The sequence below is a fragment of the Oscillibacter sp. KLE 1745 genome (assembly GCF_000469445.2).
Lineage (GTDB): Bacteria > Bacillota > Clostridia > Oscillospirales > Oscillospiraceae > Oscillibacter > Oscillibacter welbionis.
Genome location: NZ_KI271675.1, coordinates 34,438 through 54,996 on the forward strand (window position 1 = coordinate 34,438; position 20,559 = coordinate 54,996).

General features: G+C 48.2%; 16 protein-coding genes. All 16 read left to right on the forward strand.

Going from position 1 to position 20,559, the window contains the following annotated elements; all coding sequences use genetic code 11:
* Nucleotides 1-671, forward strand: a 671-nt coding sequence (locus HMPREF1546_RS02070) for a zinc ribbon domain-containing protein (RefSeq protein ID WP_036636441.1), incomplete at its 5' end; no start/stop codon positions are given.
* Nucleotides 659-1,003 carry a (deoxy)nucleoside triphosphate pyrophosphohydrolase gene (locus HMPREF1546_RS02075; RefSeq protein WP_021751635.1) on the forward strand — a complete coding sequence of 115 codons (345 nt, stop codon included), beginning with the start codon at nt 659-661 and terminating at the stop codon, nt 1,001-1,003. The genes HMPREF1546_RS02070 and HMPREF1546_RS02075, both read left to right, overlap by 13 nt.
* A complete protein-coding gene (locus HMPREF1546_RS02080; protein WP_021747564.1) occupies nt 993-1,328 on the forward strand; it encodes a nucleoside triphosphate pyrophosphohydrolase in 336 nt (111 codons plus the stop codon). Before HMPREF1546_RS02075 ends, HMPREF1546_RS02080 begins: the two co-directional genes overlap by 11 nt.
* Nucleotides 1,321-1,626 (forward strand): hypothetical protein, encoded by a 306-nt coding sequence (locus tag HMPREF1546_RS18620; protein WP_147629865.1) that lies wholly within the window; start codon nt 1,321-1,323, stop codon nt 1,624-1,626. The genes HMPREF1546_RS02080 and HMPREF1546_RS18620 overlap by 8 nt, the downstream gene beginning before the upstream one ends.
* Nucleotides 1,627-1,718: 92 nt before the next feature.
* Complete coding sequence (locus HMPREF1546_RS02085) at nt 1,719-3,983, forward strand: DEAD/DEAH box helicase (RefSeq protein WP_021747562.1); 2,265 nt, start codon at nt 1,719-1,721, stop codon at nt 3,981-3,983.
* Nucleotides 3,984-4,204: 221 nt separating this feature from the next.
* The gene (locus HMPREF1546_RS18050; protein ID WP_021747561.1) at nt 4,205-4,447 is read left to right on the forward strand and encodes a helix-turn-helix domain-containing protein; all 243 of its coding nucleotides are present in this window, start codon (nt 4,205-4,207) and stop codon (nt 4,445-4,447) included.
* Between the two features lie 11 nt (nt 4,448-4,458).
* Entirely contained in the window at nt 4,459-7,683 is a 3,225-nt protein-coding gene (locus HMPREF1546_RS02095) for a helicase-related protein (protein ID WP_021747560.1), read from the forward strand.
* Between the two features lie 44 nt (nt 7,684-7,727).
* Nucleotides 7,728-9,467: a DUF262 domain-containing protein gene (locus tag HMPREF1546_RS02100; RefSeq protein ID WP_036629359.1), complete on the forward strand. Its 1,740-nt coding sequence runs from the start codon at nt 7,728-7,730 to the stop codon at nt 9,465-9,467.
* A gap of 46 nt (nt 9,468-9,513) precedes the next feature.
* Nucleotides 9,514-10,164 carry a DUF4391 domain-containing protein gene (locus HMPREF1546_RS02105; protein ID WP_036629354.1) on the forward strand — a complete coding sequence of 217 codons (651 nt, stop codon included), beginning with the start codon at nt 9,514-9,516 and terminating at the stop codon, nt 10,162-10,164.
* Entirely contained in the window at nt 10,161-11,312 is a 1,152-nt protein-coding gene (locus tag HMPREF1546_RS02110; RefSeq protein ID WP_021747556.1) for a hypothetical protein, read from the forward strand. Before HMPREF1546_RS02105 ends, HMPREF1546_RS02110 begins: the two co-directional genes overlap by 4 nt.
* Complete coding sequence (locus HMPREF1546_RS02115) at nt 11,293-13,167, forward strand: site-specific DNA-methyltransferase (protein ID WP_036629352.1); 1,875 nt, start codon at nt 11,293-11,295, stop codon at nt 13,165-13,167. The genes HMPREF1546_RS02110 and HMPREF1546_RS02115 overlap by 20 nt, the downstream gene beginning before the upstream one ends.
* A 14-nt stretch (nt 13,168-13,181) precedes the next feature.
* Entirely contained in the window at nt 13,182-13,763 is a 582-nt protein-coding gene (locus HMPREF1546_RS02120; RefSeq protein WP_021747554.1) for a hypothetical protein, read from the forward strand.
* 12 nt (nt 13,764-13,775) lie between these two features.
* Nucleotides 13,776-16,838, forward strand: coding sequence for a type III restriction-modification system endonuclease (locus tag HMPREF1546_RS02125; RefSeq protein WP_021747553.1), 3,063 nt, complete (start codon nt 13,776-13,778; stop codon nt 16,836-16,838).
* A 24-nt stretch (nt 16,839-16,862) separates the two neighbouring features.
* Nucleotides 16,863-19,580, forward strand: a complete 2,718-nt coding sequence (locus tag HMPREF1546_RS02130; protein WP_021747552.1) for an AAA domain-containing protein — start codon at nt 16,863-16,865, stop codon at nt 19,578-19,580.
* A 38-nt stretch (nt 19,581-19,618) separates the two neighbouring features.
* A complete protein-coding gene (locus HMPREF1546_RS02135) occupies nt 19,619-20,152 on the forward strand; it encodes a GDSL-type esterase/lipase family protein (protein WP_021747551.1) in 534 nt (177 codons plus the stop codon).
* Entirely contained in the window at nt 20,149-20,529 is a 381-nt protein-coding gene (locus tag HMPREF1546_RS02140; protein WP_021747550.1) for a rhodanese-like domain-containing protein, read from the forward strand. Before HMPREF1546_RS02135 ends, HMPREF1546_RS02140 begins: the two co-directional genes overlap by 4 nt.
* Nucleotides 20,530-20,559 lie beyond the last annotated feature (30 nt).

Below are 20,559 nucleotides of genomic sequence, written 5' to 3' on the forward strand. Positions count from 1 at the left end.
TGCTGGTGCTGGCTCCCCATGAGGGCATTGTCCCGGCGGATATATGGCTGGCGTGCCGCAGGAAGCTGATGAACAACATGAAAATCCAGTCCGCCCGGAAAGCCACCCACACATGGCTGGCGGGGAAAATCAAGTGCGGGAACTGCGGATATGCGCTTATGAGTATCTTCAATCCGTCCGGCAAACAATATCTCCGCTGCACGAAACGGCTGGACAATAAAAGCTGTCCGGGCTGTGGGAAAATCATCACTTCCGAACTGGAAGCAGTGGTCTATCAGCAGATGGTGAAGAAGCTGGAAAAGCACAAGACGCTGACGGGCAGGAAGAAAGCGGCAAAGGCAAACCCCAAAATCGCCGCCCTGCAAGTGGAGCTTCTCCATGTGGACAGCGAGATCGAAAAGCTGGTGGACAGTCTGACGGGTGCAAACAATGTCCTGCTCTCCTATGTGAATGTGAAGATAGCGGAACTGGACGGGCGCAAGCAGGAGCTTGTGAAGCAGATAGCCGAGCTGACGGTGGAAGCCATCAGCCCGGAACAGGTCAACCAGATTTCCGGCTACCTCGACACATGGGACAGCGTATCTTTTGACGACAAGCGGCGGGTGGTGGATTTGATGATTACCACCGTTGCCGCCACAAGCGACAGCTTGAACATTACATGGAAAATCTGACGGGCGGCACACCTCCCGTCAGACCGTTACCCTGTGTAGTCCCTTGTAAACTGTACTTTGAGCCAGGCGAAACAAAAGAACAGGCACTCATCCGGGAATGCCAGGAAGAACTGGCCGTTACGCTGGATGTGGGTGAGGTGTTTATGGATGTGGTCTACAAATACCCCGATCTGACGGTCCATCTGACGCTGTTCCATGCCGCTATCCGGGAAGGTGCCCCTCAGAAGCTGGAACACAATGATATCCGCTGGATCACAGTGAATGAAATTGATCAATTTATGTTTTGCCCTGCGGATGAGGAAATTTTGAGGAGGCTAAAGGATGCCTATTAAAGCCTATCATAAGCTGGTGCGGGATCGTATTCCGGAGATTATCGAAGCAGATGGGAAAACCTGCGTTTCCGCAACCTTGTCGAACGAGGACTACATAGCTCTCCTGGACCAGAAGCTGAACGAGGAACTGGCGGAATATCAGGAGAGCAAATCCCTGGAAGAATTAGCTGACCTCTTAGAAGTTATGCAGGCTGTTGTAAAAGCCCGTGGCTGGACATTGGACGAGTTAGAACAAGTACGGGCAGACAAGGCTGCCAAACGGGGTGGATTTGCAAAGAAAATCCTTTTGAAAGAAGTGTGGGAAAAGGAGCCTTCTGATGGATGAAAAAGACGATTTGATGGCCAGAACCATGGTGGAAAATTTGAGCATCGGTATTAACCCTCTCACAGGCAGAGCACTTCCACCGTCAGATTGCTGCGCCAACGAGGTGGTACAGGAGGCGCTAAAGGCAGTATTGGAGCATTGTTCCCTCGAATCCTATGCCTCTGCAGAGAAAAGAGAAAGAGGCGGCTCAAAAGGAGAAAAAAGAACGTCGAAAAACTCAATACCCCAATACCGGGAAAGCGTGGTCCAGAGAGGAAAGCGAGAAACTCTACGACTTGTACTTTCGGATAAAGAATAACATCTGGCAAATTGCAAACATCTTGAAAAGAACACCCGGAAGTGTCTCAACTCATCTGAAAAAACTTGGATATTGATTGTGAGGTGATCTCTATGGCAGCTTACCGCTCCGCCTCAGGCAGCAGTGCTGAGGATCTGTTTATCGAACTGTTCTCTGACACCTTCGGCGCCGAGAAAGCCGGCTATCTCTACTCCCAGTACCCCTTCTCCGACATTTACCAGAACAGCCGGTTTGCCGATTTCCTGATTGAAAACGGCGGGCGGAAGGTGGCCATTGAGATCGATGACGAGGCCTCCCACAACCCCAAGTTGGTCTCCCAGAACAAGTTTTTCGACGACCTGCTCAAGCAGAACAGCATGATCTACCTAGGCTGGGATGTGTACCGTTGGGCGGTACGGCAGATGCAGCAGCAGCCGGAGACCGTAAAGGACGAACTGCGGGTATTCCTGGGCCAGCACCCCAGTTTCAAGGAGATTGAGGACTACCTCCCCACCCAGCGGGGCAAGTCCCTGGACGGCTCCCATCTTGAACTAAAGGAGCACCAGAAGCAGGCTTTGGCAGCTCTGGAGGAAATGCGCTGCAACTTTGAGACAATCGCTCTGCTCTACCACGCCACCGGCACCGGAAAAACAGTGACCGCCGTCATGGACGCCAAGCGATTTGGCAAGCGCACACTGTTCCTGGCTCACACGGTAGAGCTGGTGGATCAGGCCACCAAAACCTTCCGGGAACTGTGGCCCCGGGCCACGGTGGGCCGCTACGTGGAGAGCATGAAGCAGAGCAACGCCTTTGTGGTCTGCGGCAGTATCCAGAGTGTGGCATTGAACTTGGAACGATTCAAGCCGGATGACTTCGGCTACATCATCGTGGACGAGGCCCACCACGCCTCCGCCGATACGTACCAGAAGGTCCTGTCCTACTTCACGCCGGAATTCACCCTGGGCCTGACCGCCACGCCGGAGCGGGCCGACGACAAGAACATCCTGGACATCTTTAAGAACACCGCCCACAAGCTGGACATCCAGACCGCCGTGGAGATCGGCGAGCTGGTGCCGGTGCGGTGCATCCGCATCCACACGAACATTGATCTGACCAAGGTGCGGTTCAACAGCGTCCAGTACAACATCCGGGATCTGGAGAGCAAGATCTATGTGCCGGAGCGGAACCAGCTCATCGTGGACACTTGGCTCCAGTATGTGAAGGACAAGCGGACGGTCATCTTCTGCGCCTCCGTCAAGCACGCCCAGGAGATCGCTGGGCGGCTCCACGATACTGGCGTAGCCGCCGAAGCAGTGTCCGGTGAGATTAAAGCCAGCGACCGCCGGGAGGTGCTGGCCCGATTTGAGAAGGGCGAGACCAAGGTGTTGTGCGCCTGTGATCTCCTCAACGAGGGCTGGGACTGCCCAGCCACGGAAGTGCTGTTCATGGCCCGGCCCACCATGTCCAAGGTGCTCTATATCCAGCAGCTGGGCCGCGGTATGCGGCTGTTCCCCGGCAAGGAGAGCCTGATGGTGTTTGACTTCGTGGACAACGCCAGCCAGTACAACATGCCATACTCCATGCACCGGCTGTTCCGCCTGAAGGAGTACAAGCCCGGTGCGCTGGTGCTGGGCACCAAGGGGCAGAAAGCCGCCGAGCAGGGCCTCTACGACCGGGGCGAACGCCCGGACGCCCTCATCGACTGGCCGGTGGATGCGCTGGACTATGAGTTGGTGGACATCTTCAACTGGCAGGAGGAAGCCGCCGGAATGATCTCCCAGATGGAGTTCGTCCGCCGGGTGGATGTGCAGACGGAGACCATCGAGCGGTATGTCCGGGATGGCATGCTGGTGCCCGATCTGGTGGTGCCCATGAGCGAGCACCGGACCTTCAAGTATTTCAAAGAAGAAACCCTCCGAAAATATGCGGAGCAGTATGGCTGGACCCTCATCGACGACTCCAACCGCAAGGACCTGTTTCTGGATATGGTGCGGCAGATGGACATGAGTTACTCCTACAAGCCGGTGCTCCTCAAAGCGGTGCTACTGTTTGCCGACGACAAGGGCCGGGTGAAACTCAGCGACATCGTCACCTACTTCCGGGAGTTCTACGAGGCCCGTCGAGCAGCGGGGCTGGTGGTGGAGAAGGCCAACAGCATCTACGCTAAGGACAGCTACACCGATGCCCAGGCCCAGCGGAACATCCTGTCTAACCCGTTCAAGCGGTTCGAGGATATGCAGATGCTTCATCACACCAAGACACTGGGCGTAATCCAGGTGGACGAGTCTGTCTGGAAGAAGCTGACCCGCGAAGAGAAGCAGGAAATCGAGCGGATCTGCGATGAGAAGTTGGAGCAGTACTACAGCAGGTTTTCTTGAAAAATTTCTATATATTTAAAACGCTTCTTGAGTAACGCCAGATGATACTGGCATTATTCAAGAAGCGCTTTTGATATGACTACTATAATATTCATTTTTCTGAATGCGCAATGTGGAAAATATTTGTAGAGCTTTGTGGGATTATGTTGATATTATTCGCTAAATCGTGTATTATCAAATAATAGCTCAAAGTTTGCATTGATAAATTAAGGGGGAACCAGATGGATTACATGACAATTTCGGAGGCAGCTAAGAAATGGAATCTTGGGCCCCGCCGAATTCAAGCACTTTGTGCATCTGGACGTATATCTGGTGTTGAGCGTTTGGGACGTAGCTGGGCTATTCCAAAAGACGCACAAAAACCTGTTGATGCTCGAATCAAAAGTGGAAAGTACATTGGTTTTTCTGGGAAGTACCATAAAAGGAAAGAAAACTCTATTAATCTTGAATCTTCTGATTGCTGAGGGAGGTCACTATGCAGATATTAGATAATATCAATCGAACGGTACGTTCGGATCTCCAGGCCTCCATAAAGAAAGGAAGCAAGCTATCTATTGCCGCTGCCTGCTTCTCTATCTATGCTTATCAGGAATTGAAAAAGCAACTTGACGGCATTGATCAATTGCGCTTTATTTTTACTTCACCAACATTTATTCAGGAAAAGCTCCCCAAAGAGAAGCGGGAGTTTTATATTCCCAGATTAAATCGGGAACGCAGCTTGTATGGTACAGATTTTGAGATCAAGCTGCGCAACGAGTTAACACAGAAGGCAATAGCAAAAGAATGTGCTGATTGGGTACACAAGAAGGTGACCTTCAAATCCAATGTAACTCAGGAGCAGATGATGGGCTTTTTGACGGTGGATGAGAGTACCTATATGCCTATCAACGGATTTACTACTGTGGATCTTGGCTGTGAGCGGGGCAATAATGCCTACTATCCTGTCCAGAAAACCGAATCTTATGAGAATGGTCAGTATTTTCTGAAATTATTTGAAGAAATCTGGAGTGATAAAAACAGGCTGCAAGATGTCACTGATTTTGTTCTTGATAACATTTCTACCGCATATCGGGAAAATTCGCCGGATTTTATTTACTTCTTTACGCTTTACAACATTTTTAATGAGTTCCTGGAAGATATCTCAGAAGATGTCTTACCCAACGAGGCGACCGGGTTTAAACAGAGCAAAATCTGGAACATGCTCTATAACTTCCAGAAGGATGCTGCGCTGGCCATCATCAATAAATTGGAAAAATACAACGGCTGTATCTTGGCGGACAGTGTGGGCCTGGGCAAGACCTTCACGGCACTGGCAGTTATCAAATATTATGAGAACCGCAATAAATCAGTTTTGGTATTGTGCCCCAAGAAGTTGTCTGAAAACTGGAATACCTACAAGGGTAACTATATCAACAACCCCATCGCTGAGGATCGCCTGCGTTATGATGTACTGTATCATACCGACTTGTCACGGGAGCACGGGAAATCCAACGGAATTGAACTGAATCGGCTGAACTGGGGTAACTATGATCTGGTAGTTATTGATGAAAGCCATAACTTCCGCAACGGCGGAGAGATCTCCGGTGAAGACGCCAAAGAGAACCGTTACCTGAAGCTGATGAATAAGGTGATCCGCGCGGGTGTTCGTACAAAGGTCCTGATGCTCTCTGCCACCCCGGTTAACAATCGATTTATCGACTTGAAAAACCAACTGGCGCTGGCCTATGAGGGAGACTCTGCCCAAATCAATGAGAAACTGGATACCAGTACCACTATTGATGAAATCTTTCGCCGGGCCCAAAAGGCTTTCAATGAATGGAGCCGTCTTCCGGCTGAGGAGCGGTCCACCGATGCATTGCTCAAGATGCTGGATTTTGACTTCTTTGAGGTGTTGGACAGCGTGGCCATTGCCCGCTCCAGAAGACATATTGAGAAATATTACGATACTGCCGATATCGGCAAGTTCCCAGAGCGGCTCAAACCGATCTCCCTCCGCCCCTGTCTGACGGACTTGGGAGATGCTATCAATTACAACCAAATCTATGAACTACTAATATCGCTCAATCTGTCTATCTACACTCCCACCTACTATATCATGCCTTCACGGCTCTCCAAATACGAGGAACTTACCCATAACAAAGGGACAAGCCTAACACAAAAAGGACGTGAGGAGGGCAGCCGTCGCCTAATGAGCATCAATTTGCTCAAACGACTGGAGAGTTCTGTCTATGCCTTCCGTCTCACCATTGATCGGGTATATCATTTGATCCAGTCCACCATCGAAACCATCCACGCCTATCAGTCCGGTGGCAAACTGCTGGAACTTGAGGACTTTGCAAATGTCGACGAGTTTGATATGGACGACCAGAATACCGACTATTTCTCTGTTGGAAAACGGATCAAAATTGACCTGGCAGATATGGACTACCTTTCCTGGCTGCGGGAGTTGGAAAAAGATGCCGATAACCTGCAGCTACTCTCCCTAATGATTGGGGATATTACTCCAAAACATGATACCAAGTTGCAGACACTGCTGGGGATGATTCAGAAAAAGCAAGCGAATCCTATCAACCCAGGAAATCGGAAAATGATTATCTTTACAGCTTTCTCTGACACTGCAGACTATCTTTACCAGCAGGTCGCTCCTTTCGTGAAGCAGGTATTTGGTTTGAATACGGCGGAGATTACCGGAACGGTTGATGGGAAAACCACAATCCCCCGCCTACGCGCTGACTTGAATACTGTGCTTACCTGCTTCTCTCCTGTTTCCAAAGGACGAGATATTTTAATGCAGGATAGTACGGAAGAACTGGATATTCTGATCGCCACGGACTGCATCTCCGAGGGTCAGAATCTCCAAGACTGTGACTATCTCATTAACTATGATATCCACTGGAACCCGGTGCGAATCATCCAGCGGTTTGGCCGTATCGACCGCATTGGCAGCAAGAACTCGGTGATCCAATTGGTGAACTTCTGGCCCGACATGGATCTGGATGAGTACATTAACCTGAAAAGTCGTGTAGAGACCCGCATGAAAATCTCCATCATGACCTCCACTGGCGACGATGATCTGATCAACGAGGAAGAGAAAGGCGACCTGGAGTATCGTCGTCAGCAGCTGAAACGGCTTCAGGAGGAAGTAGTAGATATTGAGGAGATGACCACCGGAATTTCCATCATGGATCTTGGGCTAAACGAATTCCGCTTAGATCTGTTGGAGTATATGAAGCACCATCATGATGTGGAGGCTACGCCTCACGGCATGCATGCTGTAGTTCCGGCCCGGGATGATGCCCCTGCCGGAGCCATCTTTGTACTCCGAAATGTAAATGACAGTGTCAATGTGGACAACCGGAACCGTATTCATCCGTTCTATATGGTTTATGTCGGCATGGATGGGGAAATCCACTGTGATTACCTGGATCCTAAGCAAATGCTTGATACTATCCGTCTTCTGTGCAGGGGGAAAATGGAGCCTATTTCCGACCTGTGCCGGAAGTTTAATCAGGAGACAGATGACGGGCGTAATATGTCTGAGATGTCAGAATTGTTGAACATAGCCGTTAACTCTATTGTTGATGTGAAAGAAGAAAACGATATTAATAGCCTATTTAAGAGCGGTGGCACCACCGCCCTCCTCTCTCAAGTATCTGGTCTGGATGATTTTGAATTAATTTGTTTTTTGGTTGTTAAGTGACTAATAGCATAGGGGAAAATATTACTCTATTGGGGGTAGAAACCGTGTCGAAATTAAATGTCGATCAGAAGACCATTAAAGACCTTTTTCAAGATAAACGAGCAGATTTTTTGATTCCAGATTACCAGAGACCTTATGCCTGGGGAGAGGCTGAATGTCAAACCTTATGGGATGATATTTTTACTTTTGCAATTCCAGATGAAGGACGAACAAAATTTGATCGAAATAGCGAATATTTTCTTGGCCCTATTGTCACATATAAAAACGAAAACAGTCAATTGGAAGTGATTGATGGGCAGCAGCGGCTTACTACTCTAATGCTACTTCTTCGCGCCTTCTATGCCAAATTTGGCCATATGAAGGACGAAGCATCTGTTGAAACGAGCAAAGATATCGCAAAATGCATTTGGAGGACAGACGAATTTGGAAAGCCCGATATGTCAGCCTTAAAAATTGATTCTGAGGTTGCGACCGATAAAGATAAGGATGAGTTTCTCGAAATATTAAAAGACGGTGTTATCAAAGCAGGCCAAAAGAGCAGGTATGCCACGAATTATCGATTTTTCCAAAACTGTATCGATGACTTCCTGGCAAAATATCCAACATATTTTGCTTACTTGCCCACTCGCATCATGAATAACTGTATTCTGCTCCCGATTGAAGCTGAATCGCAAGACACAGCACTCCGAATTTTTTCTACGCTAAATGACCGTGGCATGCCCCTCTCCGATTCTGATATTTTTAAGGCTCAGTTCTATAAATATTTTTCCAAGCGTGGAGAAAAAGACATTTTTATAAAGCGATGGAAAGAGCTGGAAGAACTGACGGAGTCGATTTTCCACCCGTTAAATGGAACTCCTATGGATGAGCTTTTTACACGGTATATGTACTATATCCGCGCAAAATCGGGGATTAAATCGTCTACTACAGAAGCATTGCGTAAGTTTTATGAGAAAGACGGCTATGCGCTTCTCAAAAAAGAAGATACATTCAATGATTTGATTACGCTTGCACAGTTCTGGGAAGATGTAGTCAATCAAGATAAAGATCGCTTTTCTTCCAGAATTCTCCGACGCCTATTTGTCTTAAATTATGCTCCTAACGGAATGTGGACTTATGCCGTCTCCGTGTTCTTTATGCAGAATAAAGATGCTGAAGGTCTTCTTGAGGAAGAGCAGTTCTATCAGTTCCTTAGAAAAATTACTGGGTTTATCTGGACGTATGCGGTTACGAACCCAGGTGTTAATGCTTTGCGAACTCCGGTGTATGCAGAGATGGTTAATATCGTTAATGGAGCACCTGTAACTTTTGCGGAGTACAAATTTGAACCAGAAAAGGTTCAGAGTATGTTTGGTAATTTTACCTTTAGCAACATTAGACCAATTACGAAGTCCATGCTGGCTTGGTGGGCATTTGAGGATGAGGAGCAGGAACTCTTTCCTCTTGAGACTGTATTAGAAATTGAACATATTTACGCCAGGAACCGGTATGACAAAGATAAATCTCTTACAGATGTTAAGAATTTGGAAGCTCTGGGTAATAAAGCGCTTCTTGAAAAGCGGATCAATATCCGGGCAGCGGATTACCGCTTTGAGGATAAAGTGAAATATTATCAAGGATTCACTAATAGCCGTAACCAGCAAAAGGAGGGCACAAAGAACCATGAATTACGCTGCCTTTCTGAAACCGCAACTGATTTCACGGAAAAGGATATTCAAAAACGGACCGAGCAAATTATGGATGCGTTCTTAAAATATTTGGGAGAAAATGAATTACTAAAATAGCATCTGCTTTTGACCTTTTGGGGTATAAATGGAGGAGGGAGTCCCGATGCTGAATCTGCCGAAAAGCACGGAATTTAACAAGCGTATCCCCAAGCAGAAATTCTATGAGAACTTATCGGTGACACCCGCCCTGAAAAAGTCTTTTACGGAACAAATCCGGATGATCTGGTGGAGAAACAAAATTGCTGTCTCCACGGCTAATCTGGCTCCCGGTAAAACGGTCACAGAGTTGGAAGTGCTGGAGATTTGCCTGAACCAGCCCTCCCTGGATGAAACTGTCTTGCTCCAGATCGACCGGGAGATCCCCTACCACATTCTTTTCCTGCTGGAGCATGAAAGGAAGTACCAGGCATGGATCGGCTATAAGGAGGCCACCTCCGGCAGTACTGCTTTTCAGGTCCGCCAATACTATCAAACACAGTGGATGGACGTGGAGCTGCTTCCCCTCAAAATAGAGGGCCTTTCCATGGATGCAGTGTACGAGAACTTTGTCCGGCAGATCGCCGGAGAGAGCCTTGCCTCCAGCGGAGAGAAGGACTTGCGGGATTCCGTGGAGCGAGATCTTCGGCGGAAGCAGCTCCAAAAGCAGATCACGGCACTGGAAAACAAGATCAGAAAAGAAAAACAGCTCAACCGGCAGGTGGAGTTAAATACGGAGCTAAAAGCGTTAAAAAAGCAGTCGGAGGAGCTATTATGATACAAGAATACCTTTTCAGCGGTGAAAAATATAGATATGAAGTCGAACACTATACATATAAATCTGTTAAGGTAAAAACATACGATATTGAAAATTCTGACTGCTGGATTGCCACATTTTCACTGGATGGAGAAAATGAGAGAAATGCAAATATTCTTTCCGTTGTGAATGACTTTGTTGTAGACAACTTTCATCCAACAATCTTAAGTAATGGATGCTCGGCTTACTACAACAGGGCTCTTTATCCACGTTTCAACGAATTTGAACGTAAGTTAAGAAAATTACTTTATTTAAAAAGTGCTTTAAGCCAAGACACAGGTGATACAGACGTTATAAAGGATCTTGAAAGTAAAGATTTAGGCGAAATTTTTACTCTGTTGTTCTCTGATGCGCAATTCGTTAAAGATGTCAGAAAATCAATTAACGAAAAAACATGGCAGTTCACCAAAACAGAGATACTTGCAACATTACAGCAGATATCCGAAAGCACACTTTGGGATCGATTAATTGGAAATGAAGCGGTTTCTTCATTAAGTACTGACTTTACACAGGTCAAACAGTTCCGAAATGATGTTATGCACGCACACAATATGGGAACGGCATCCTATAATTCTGCGCTCAACCTGCTAAAGGGGATCAATAGGCAGCTTGACATAGAAATCGATAAAATCATTATTGCTAAAGCAAAAACTCCACAGCATGAAGATAGACAAGATTTTAATACTGCAATAGAAAATGCCATTAAAGAGATGGATACTACTAAACAAGACTGGCGAGAACAGCTTGCTGAGGTACAAGCATCCATTTCTACATTTAATAACGCGAGAATGCTTGCAGCACTTGAAGAGTATAAACGTATTGCAAGTTCTCCAGGATTTAACGCAATAAAGACATATCTTTCTTCCTACGAATTCTCTCAAATCCAGAAAAATATTGAACAAATTTCTAAAATTAAAATGGACATTCCTCCAGCACTTCAAGAAATCCAAAAAATTGCTGGATCCATAAGAACACCTGAATTTAGAGAACCAACCGCATTGCTTGAATTGCAAAAAACGCTTCAAGATTTAAAAATAGATTTGGAGAATTCTAAGGAGTCGCCGGAAGAAACAGCGGAGGATAAAACTGATGAACCACATGAAATTTGAGACGCCGGATTTGACGGCGCAGAATATAGAGAAACTGGCCGCTCTTTTCCCCGGGTGCGTGACTGAGGGACCAGATGGCCACGGCGGACTAAAGAAGGCTGTCAATTTTGACCTGCTCAAGCAGTTGCTGTCTGACGCAGTACTGGAGGGAGACGAAGCCTATGAGTTCACTTGGGTAGGCAAGAAAGCCGCCATCGTAGAGGCCAACAAACCCATCCGCAAGACTCTGCGCCCCTGCCCGGAGGAGAGCAAGAACTGGGACACCACGGAGAACCTCTACATCGAAGGTGACAACCTGGAGGTGCTGAAGCTCCTGCAGGAAGCGTACCTGGGCAAGGTGAAGATGATCTATATTGACCCGCCCTACAACACCGGCCACGACTTCATCTACAATGACCGTTTTGAGATGGACAAGCAGGAGTATGACCAGCAGATCGGCCTGTTTGACGAAGAAGGCAACAAGAACTTTGTGGAGAATTCGGAGAGCAATCCACGGTTCCACTCCGACTGGTGCAGTATGATGTATCCCCGGTTGATGCTGGCCAGAAATATGCTGTCGGACGATGGAGTTATCTTTATTAGCATAGACGATGTGGAAGTAAATGATCTTCGGAAAATTGCGGATGAAATCTTTGGAGCGTCCAATTTTGTTGCGAGTATAATCTGGGAGAAAAAATACGCCCCTGCCAATGATGCAAAATGGCTCAGCGATAACCATGATTATATTCTTCTATATGCAAAAAACAAATCACTGTGGCATCCCCAACTTTTACCACGAAGCGACGAGATGAACAGTCGATATACTAATCGCGACAATGATTCTCGAGGGCCGTGGAAAGCTGCAGATATGACAGTAAAGTCTTATTCAGCAGCATATGATTACCCAATTACTACGCCAAGTGGTCGTATTGTAAAACCAGCTCAGGGAAGATGTTGGAATACCTCAAAAGAGAATTTTGAAAAACTTGTTTTGGATAACAGAATTTGGTTTGGCGACAATGGAGATAATGTACCTGCTGTTAAAAAGTTTTTGACAGAAGTTCAAGAAGGTGTAGTGCCTATGACAATTTGGAAATATTCTGATGTCGGGCATAGCCAAGAAGGACGGCAAGAAGTAAAAAAACTCTTTGACAATAATGGTTTTTTTGATGGCCCTAAACCTGTTCGATTGTTAGATAGGATGTTGACAATTGCTAATTTAGGAACGGATTCAATTGTCCTTGACTTTTTTTCCGGCTCCGCTACCACGGCCCACGCTGTCATGCAACTCAACGCCAAAGATGGCGGCCATCGCAAATTCATCATGGTCCAACTTCCAGAACCTTGCGATGAAAAGAGTGAGGCATATAAGGCGGGTTATAAGAACATTTGCGAGATCGGCAAGGAGCGCATCCGCCGGTCAGGAGAAAAAATTAAAGAGAAAAATTTCCTCATAACTCAAAATCTGGATATTGGTTTCCGTGTTCTCAAACTGGACTCTACCAATATGGAGGATGTCTACTACTCCGCCCAGGAGTATAGCCAGCAGATGCTCCAGAACATGGCCTCCAACATCAAAAGCGACCGGACCGACCTAGATCTGCTCTTTGGCTGCCTTTTGGACTGGGGACTTCCCCTGTCTATGCCCCACCACTCCGAACAAATGGAGGGCTGTACTATCCATACCTACAATGAGGACGATTTGATCGCCTGCTTTGACGAAAATGTGCCGGAGAGCGTCATTCGAGAAATCGCCCGACGTAAACCCCTCCGGGCTGTGTTCCGTGACAGCAGTTTTGCCACCAGCCCGGAGAAGATCAATGTGGGCGAAATCTTCAAGTTGCTGGCCCCCGAAACCCGGGTAAAGGTGATTTAAGGAGGGCATGCTATATGAATGTTTTTTTCACAGACAAAATAAAAATGTTAGAGGATTACATAGAGAGATTAGAAACGGTCGTTGCAAATAATGACACGACCGGGGCCAAAGTATTGCAAAATGAAGTAATTAGTGTTTATGACTACGAGATCGACGGGATAAAGACTGGGCTGGATAACTACAGTATTGCGCCCTTGCTGTCCAGATCACCCGACTATATCGGTGACGCCAGAATTCTCAAGGCTAAACTTGAAAACTATAAACTAAATTTATTATCTGGGCTATACAATGAGTTTCGAGGTAGCGATAGCGCAATAAATGTTACACAAAACGTGCACCAGCAGACCAGTAACACAATTTCTATTTCCCTCGAGCAAACAGTTTCTGACATTAATTCGCTCCCACAAGACTCCCTGTCGGACGAGGACAAAGAAATTTTGTGTGGGAAATTGGCATCACTATCTGCAGAAAAAACGAAGGAATCGAAATGGGAAAAAGCTCAAGGCGTGCTGAAGTGGATTGCAGAAAAGGGCTTTGAGGTAGGAAAAATTGCATTACCATATGTTCTCGAAGCCGTCTTTAAAACACCAACATAAGGGAGTGCAGCAATGAAACTCCAATTCAAACATCAAAAATTTCAGGCTGACGCTGCCAAAGCCGTAGTGGATGTGTTCGTCGGACAGCCCTACCTAACACCTACATACCTGATGGACCGTGGTTCTGAGATGCACCAGATTACCATGGAGGAGCGGGAATTTACCGGCTGGCGCAATGAGCCCATTGTACCTGAACTCAATGACCAGGTGGTGCTGGAGCATCTGAATAAGATCCAGCGAACCAATCAGATTGCTCCCTCTGCTCGTTTAGAGGGGCGATACAACCTGACTATTGAGATGGAGACGGGCGTGGGCAAGACCTACACATACATCAAGACCATGTATGAACTCAACAAGCACTACGGTTGGAGCAAGTTCATTGTGGTGGTCCCCAGCGTGGCCATCCGGGAAGGCGTCTACAAATCCTTTGAGGTGACTCAGGAGCACTTTGCGGAGGAGTACGGCAAAAAGGTCCGTTTTTTCATCTACAACTCTTCCCAGCTTACGGAGATTGATCGCTTCGCCTCAGACAGCTCTATCAATGTGATGATTATCAACTCCCAAGCCTTCAATGCCCGGGGCAAGGATGCCCGGCGTATTTACATGAAACTGGACGAATTTCGCTCCCGCCGTCCCATCGACATCATTGCCAGGACCAATCCGATTCTCATTATTGATGAGCCCCAGTCGGTAGAGGGAAAGCAGACCAAGGAGCGACTGAAGGAGTTCAATCCCCTCTTTACGCTCCGCTACTCCGCCACTCATAAGTCGGACAGCATCTACAATATGGTCTATCGTTTGGACGCCATGGAGGCATATAACAAGAAGTTGGTGAAGAAAATCGCCGTCAAGGGAATCACCGAGAGCGGCAGTACCGCTACCGACGGCTTCGTTTACCTGGAGGGGATCAACCTCTCCAAGGCGGATCCCACCGCCACCATTCAGTTTGACTACCGGGGATCTGCCGGGGTTCGGAAGGTCACCCGCAAGGTTGGGATCGGCTATAACCTCTATGACAACTCCGGTGAAACCACAAAGCTTGAGGAATATAAAAACGGTTTTGTGGTGAAGACCATTGATGGGCGAGATGACTCTTTGGAATTTCTAAACGGAGTCAAACTCTATGCCGGTGATGTGGTCGGTAAGGTCAGTGAGGAGCAGTTACGCCGGATCCAGATTCGGGAGACCATCCTCTCTCACATCGAACGAGAGAGGCAGTTATTCTATAAGGGCATCAAGGTTCTTTCTCTATTCTTTATTGACGAGGTGGCCCACTACAAGCAATATGATGCTGCGGGGCAGCCTTACAATGGCATCTTTGCAGATATTTTTGAAGAGGAGTACAACGATATTGTCTCCACTCTTCAACTGGGTGTTGGCGAGGAAGAATATCTCAAGTATCTGGATTCAATCAAGGCAGCGGACACCCATGCAGGATATTTTTCCGTAGATAAAAAGGGTCGCATGACGGACAGTAAGTTAGGAGACAAAAAGGAAAAGACCTCCGACGATATTGACGCCTATGACTTGATTATGAAAAACAAGGAACGGCTGCTGGACCGTGATCCGAAAAAATCCCCGGTGCGCTTTATCTTCTCTCACTCCGCCCTGCGGGAAGGTTGGGACAACCCCAATGTGTTCCAGATCTGTACCTTGAAGCAAAGCAGCAGTGAGGTTCGCAAGCGCCAGGAAGTGGGCCGCGGGCTGCGTCTGTGCGTCAACCAGGACGGAGACCGTATGGATGCCAATGTTCTGGGCAATGAGGTACACAATATCAACATCCTGACCGTTATCGCCAGTGAAAGCTACGACAGTTTTGCAAAGGGCCTGCAGTCTGAAATGGCGGAAGCTGTGGCGGACCGGCCCCGTGCGGTTACGGCGGACCTGTTTAAGGGCAAAGTCCTCCAGGATACCTCTGGAAATGAACAAGTGGTGGATGAGGCCCTCGCACAAGCCATCTGCTATGACCTGATTATTAACGGCTATGTGGATCGTAAGGGCATTCTGACAGACAAATTTTTTGAAGATAAGGCTAACAACCAAGTGAAAATTGCGGAAGAAGCCGCAGACTGTGCTGGATCTGTCCTGGATATTCTGGATGCCGTTTATAATGACCGAGTCATGAAGCCAGAGAATGCCCGAAGCAACAATGTGGAGCTGCAGGTGGATCAGAACAAACTGGCCATGCCGGAATTCAAGGCTCTCTGGTCTAAAATCAACAGCAAATCCGTCTATGTAGTGGATTTTAATACCGAAGAACTGATCCAGAAGTCAATTACCGCACTGAACCGTAACCTCCGTGTTTCTAAAATCTACTTCAAGGTGGAAAGTGGATCTATGGAGGAAGTCAAATCTAAGGACTCTCTGCTGGAAGGGACTTCTTTCTCTAAGAAAAAATCTGAGATGTATTCACAGGACAAACAAGTTCGGGCCAATAGCGCCGTCAAGTACGATTTGGTCGGCAAATTGGTGGATGAAACAGGACTTACCCGCAAAGCCATCATTGCAATTCTAACTGGTATTGAGCCGTTGGTTTTCAACCAGTTCCGGGAGAACCCAGAGGAGTTTATTATCAAAGCAGCCGCCCTCATCAACGATGAAAAGGCCACTGCCATCATTCAGCATATCACCTACAATGTTTTGGATGACTGCTACGACACCGATGTGTTCACCGAGCCTACGCTAAAGGGCCACCTCGGGACTAATGCGATGAAGGCAGATAAGCACCTCTATGATCATATCCTCTATGACTCCACCAACGAGCGGGACTTCGCCACAGAATTGGACATTCGCTCGGAAGTAGCGGTCTATGTAAAACTGCCAAATGGGTTTTATATTTCCACGCCAATGGGACGCTACAATCCGGACTGGGCCATCGCATTCTATGCGGGGATGGTGAAGCACATCTATTTTGTGGCAGAAACCAAGGGATCCATGCGATCTATGCAGCTGCGTGATATTGAAAAAGCTAAGATCCATTGTGCCAAAGAGCATTTTAAGGCTATTAGCAACGGTGATGTTGTTTATGATGTGATCGATGGGTATCAGGCACTGCTCGACAAAGTGATGCGGTAAAGAATGTAGTGAAAGGGGTCTGCGATGGACAGCAAAAAATATATGCTTCTGATCAACGGGCAGGATAAAACTGACTCCGTCGCCAGCTTCCGTTTTCAAGACGGTATGTGCGAGGTGGTCTATACCACGTCTCCTAAGCCTTATCGCTACCACGCCGAAAAGGTGCAGCTTCTAAAAGTACAAAGCCGAATTGATCCCGCGCAGTTTATCCTTACCGTGGACGGAAATCCTCTTTCGCAGGTCGATGAGATTCTGGATTTTGGCCCCTTTTATCGCTTCCTCAGAACGGGGAAAAAAGTCCTTACATGCTCCAAAAGCCAAGTGGAACTTCAGAAAAACTGCCTTATGAACCAGAAACAGGCAGGTGTTTTTGAGTATTTCAAAGAAACGGCATCGGCGGTCAGTCTGGTTGCCGAAGGTGGGCTCAATATCCTGAGTGCCCAGTACGAGCGAATCAAAAGTGTCAGCGACGCAACTGTACTATCCTGCTATCTGGATTCTTCCAAGAAGCCCGCGGTGCGGACGCTCCCCGAGGCAGTCATCTATCCTTTTGGCCTGAATCAGAGCCAGAAAACAGCGGTGGAGAATGCTTTTTCCTCACAGATCAGCATCATCCAGGGGCCTCCCGGTACCGGAAAGACACAGACAATTTTGAATATCATTGCCAATGCTGTTCGGAACGGACAGACGGTAGCTGTTGTCTCCAATAACAACTCCGCCACTTTGAATGTGGCGGAAAAACTGGAAAAGAAAGGCCTCTCTTTTCTGACCGCTTTTCTGGGAAGTCGAGCCAATAAGGAGCATTTCCAGGAGACACAGACAGGTCAATATCCTGATATGTCGGCTTGGGTTCTGAAGGCGGAGGAGAAGTCACAACTGGATCAGGAGGTAACTGTTCTCTCCAGAGAGATCAGCGAGATGCTCAACGGAAAGAATCGCATTGCCGCCATCGAACAGGAACTCCTCCAGTTGACACCAGAGCAGCACTATTTTGGTGAGTACTACAGCACCTACACCCAGGCACCAAGGGATGAGGTGAAAGGGCTATCCGCTCAAAAGATTTTGTCTCTCTGGTCAGAGTACGAGCAGCAGGCCCAGCAGGAGAATAAATTGAGCCTGCTACAAAAAATATCCATCCTGTTTCGCTTCAATCGCAGTGCGCTGAAAGTATTCCTCCAGACGCCGGAATTGGTAATCCCGTATCTGCAGCGGCAATTCTATGTAGTGCGCCGACAAGAGTTGACGGAAGAGCGGGCTCAGCTGGAGAAGAGGTTAGAGCAGTATGCCTTTGACGAAAAGATGGCGGAGTTGACGGAAAAGTCTCTTCGGTTATTCCAGGCGGAGCTAAGTGAAAAGTTCCATTGGAAAGAGCCCCGCCAACGCTTTGAGATGCGGGATTTTCGTGGAAAGTCTAAAGAATTTAATCAGGAATATCCGGTAATTCTGAGTACGACCTACTCCATCAAAGGCACGCTAAACTTTGAACATACCTACGATTATCTCATCGTGGACGAAGCATCCCAGGTGGATTTGGCCACTGGCGTACTTGCCTTTGCCAGTGCTAAGAATATCGTCATTGTGGGAGATCTCCAGCAGCTCCCCAATGTGCTGGACGACCAGAACATTCAGAAAAGTGAGGGAATCTGGGGACGGTATTCTCTCCCAGAGACTTATCATTTCACCGCCCACAGTTTGCTCTCCTCTGCGATTGCCGCATGGCCGGAGGCCCCTACCGTTCTCCTGCGGGAACACTATCGCTGCCATCCCAAGATTATCAATTTCTGCAATCAGAAATTCTATGGTGGGAAGCTCATCGTCATGACGGAGGACCATGAAGAGCCGGATGTCCTGACCATGTACCGAACAGCACCCGGCAACCACGCCCGTGGCCATCTAAACCAGAGACAAATTGATGTGATTCGGCAAGAGGTCCTTCCCAGCTTGGAGAGACAGGGGTATGGGAGCATTGGCATCATTACGCCGTACCGGGATCAGGTGGCGGCAATCCAAACGCAGCTGGGCAAGGAATTGGAAGTGGCTACCGTCCATAAATTCCAAGGCCGTGAGAAAGACGCCATCGTTTTGACCTCTGTGGACAATGTCATTACGGACTTTGTGGATGATCCACGGATGCTAAATGTGGCGGTATCCAGGGCGGTGAAATCATTGACCGTCATTACCTCGCAGGACCCGCAGAACGACCGAACCAACTACGGCGATCTGGCTCGCTATATCGAATACAACAACTGCGCGGTGATTGAGAGCACGGTGTACTCTGTTTTTGATCTGCTCTATCAGGGGTATGCCGAGCAGCGGAGGGACTTTCTGAAAAAGCATGGGCGGGTTTCAGAATACGACTCGGAAAATCTTGCCTATGCTGTGATCCAGAATATCCTTCAAAAAGCAGAGTTTTCTTTTGTGGACTGCGCAGCCCATGTGTCCCTGGTCAACTTGGTGAAGGACTATTCCGTGTTGACGGAGGAAGAAACAGCATATGTCCGGAATCCCCTGACTCATGTAGATCTTCTTTTGTTCCGTCGTATGGATAAATCTCCTTTGCTTGCAGTAGAGGTGGATGGTGCCGCCTTCCATGCTGCGGGGAGTGTCCAAGCAAACAGAGATGAAAAGAAAAACCGGATTTTTGAACAGTGTGGGATTCCGCTGCTTCGGCTTCGGACAGATGGAAGCGGAGAGGAGGCGCGCATAGAACAGGCACTTCGGTCAGCAGTTTCTAACAGCTGACAAAACTGAGCTATTACCAAGAGAAGAGGAAACATAAGATGAATGTCATCTGCTTCGGCGACTCTAACACCTACGGCTATGACCCTCGCGGCTATTTCGGCGGACGCTATGACGGGAACAGCCGGTGGGTGGACATCCTGGCGACGGAAAACGGCTGGACTGTCTGCAACATGGGACAGAATGGCCGGGAGATCCCTTCTGCCGCTCCTGCCTTCCCTGCTGACACCGATTTGCTGATCGTCATGCTGGGGACCAATGATCTGCTCCAGGGGTGTAGCCCGACGCAAGCCGCTGAGAGACTGGCACGGTTCCTCTCCGGTGTCTCCCTGGATCGAAGCAAGCTCCTGTTGATCGCACCACCGCCAATGACCCTGGGCGAGTGGGTGCCCAACCAGCAGTTCATTGATGACTCCCACACCTTTGCCAAGTGCTGTCAGACCCTGGCGGAGCAACTGGGTATCCGCTTTGCTGACGCCGGGAAATGGGACATTCCCCTGGCCTATGACGGCGTACACTTCACAGAGCAGGGCCACAAGAACTTTGCCGCCGGACTTCTGGAGGAACTCAAATGAAACGAATTTTACCTCTGCTGCTTTGCCTACTGCTACTGACTGGATGCGGTGGAAACACCTCGGACAGCTCCTATGTGCAGATCACCCAGGAAGAAGCCAAAGAAATGATGGATACCCAGGAGGTCATCATCCTGGATGTGCGGGAGCAGGACGAATACGACAGCGGCCACATCCCCGGTGCTGTCCTGCTGCCAGTGGGTAGCATCGACGAGGATACTGCCGCCGAGGTGATCCCCGAAAAGGATTCTACCGTCCTGGTTTACTGCCGCAGCGGAAACCGCAGCAAGACCGCGTCCTCTACGCTGGCAGGCCTGGGCTACACCAACATCTACGAATTCGGCGGCATCAATACCTGGCCCTATGAGACAGAGCCATAAATATAACGGCAGCCTGTAAACAAAGCAAAA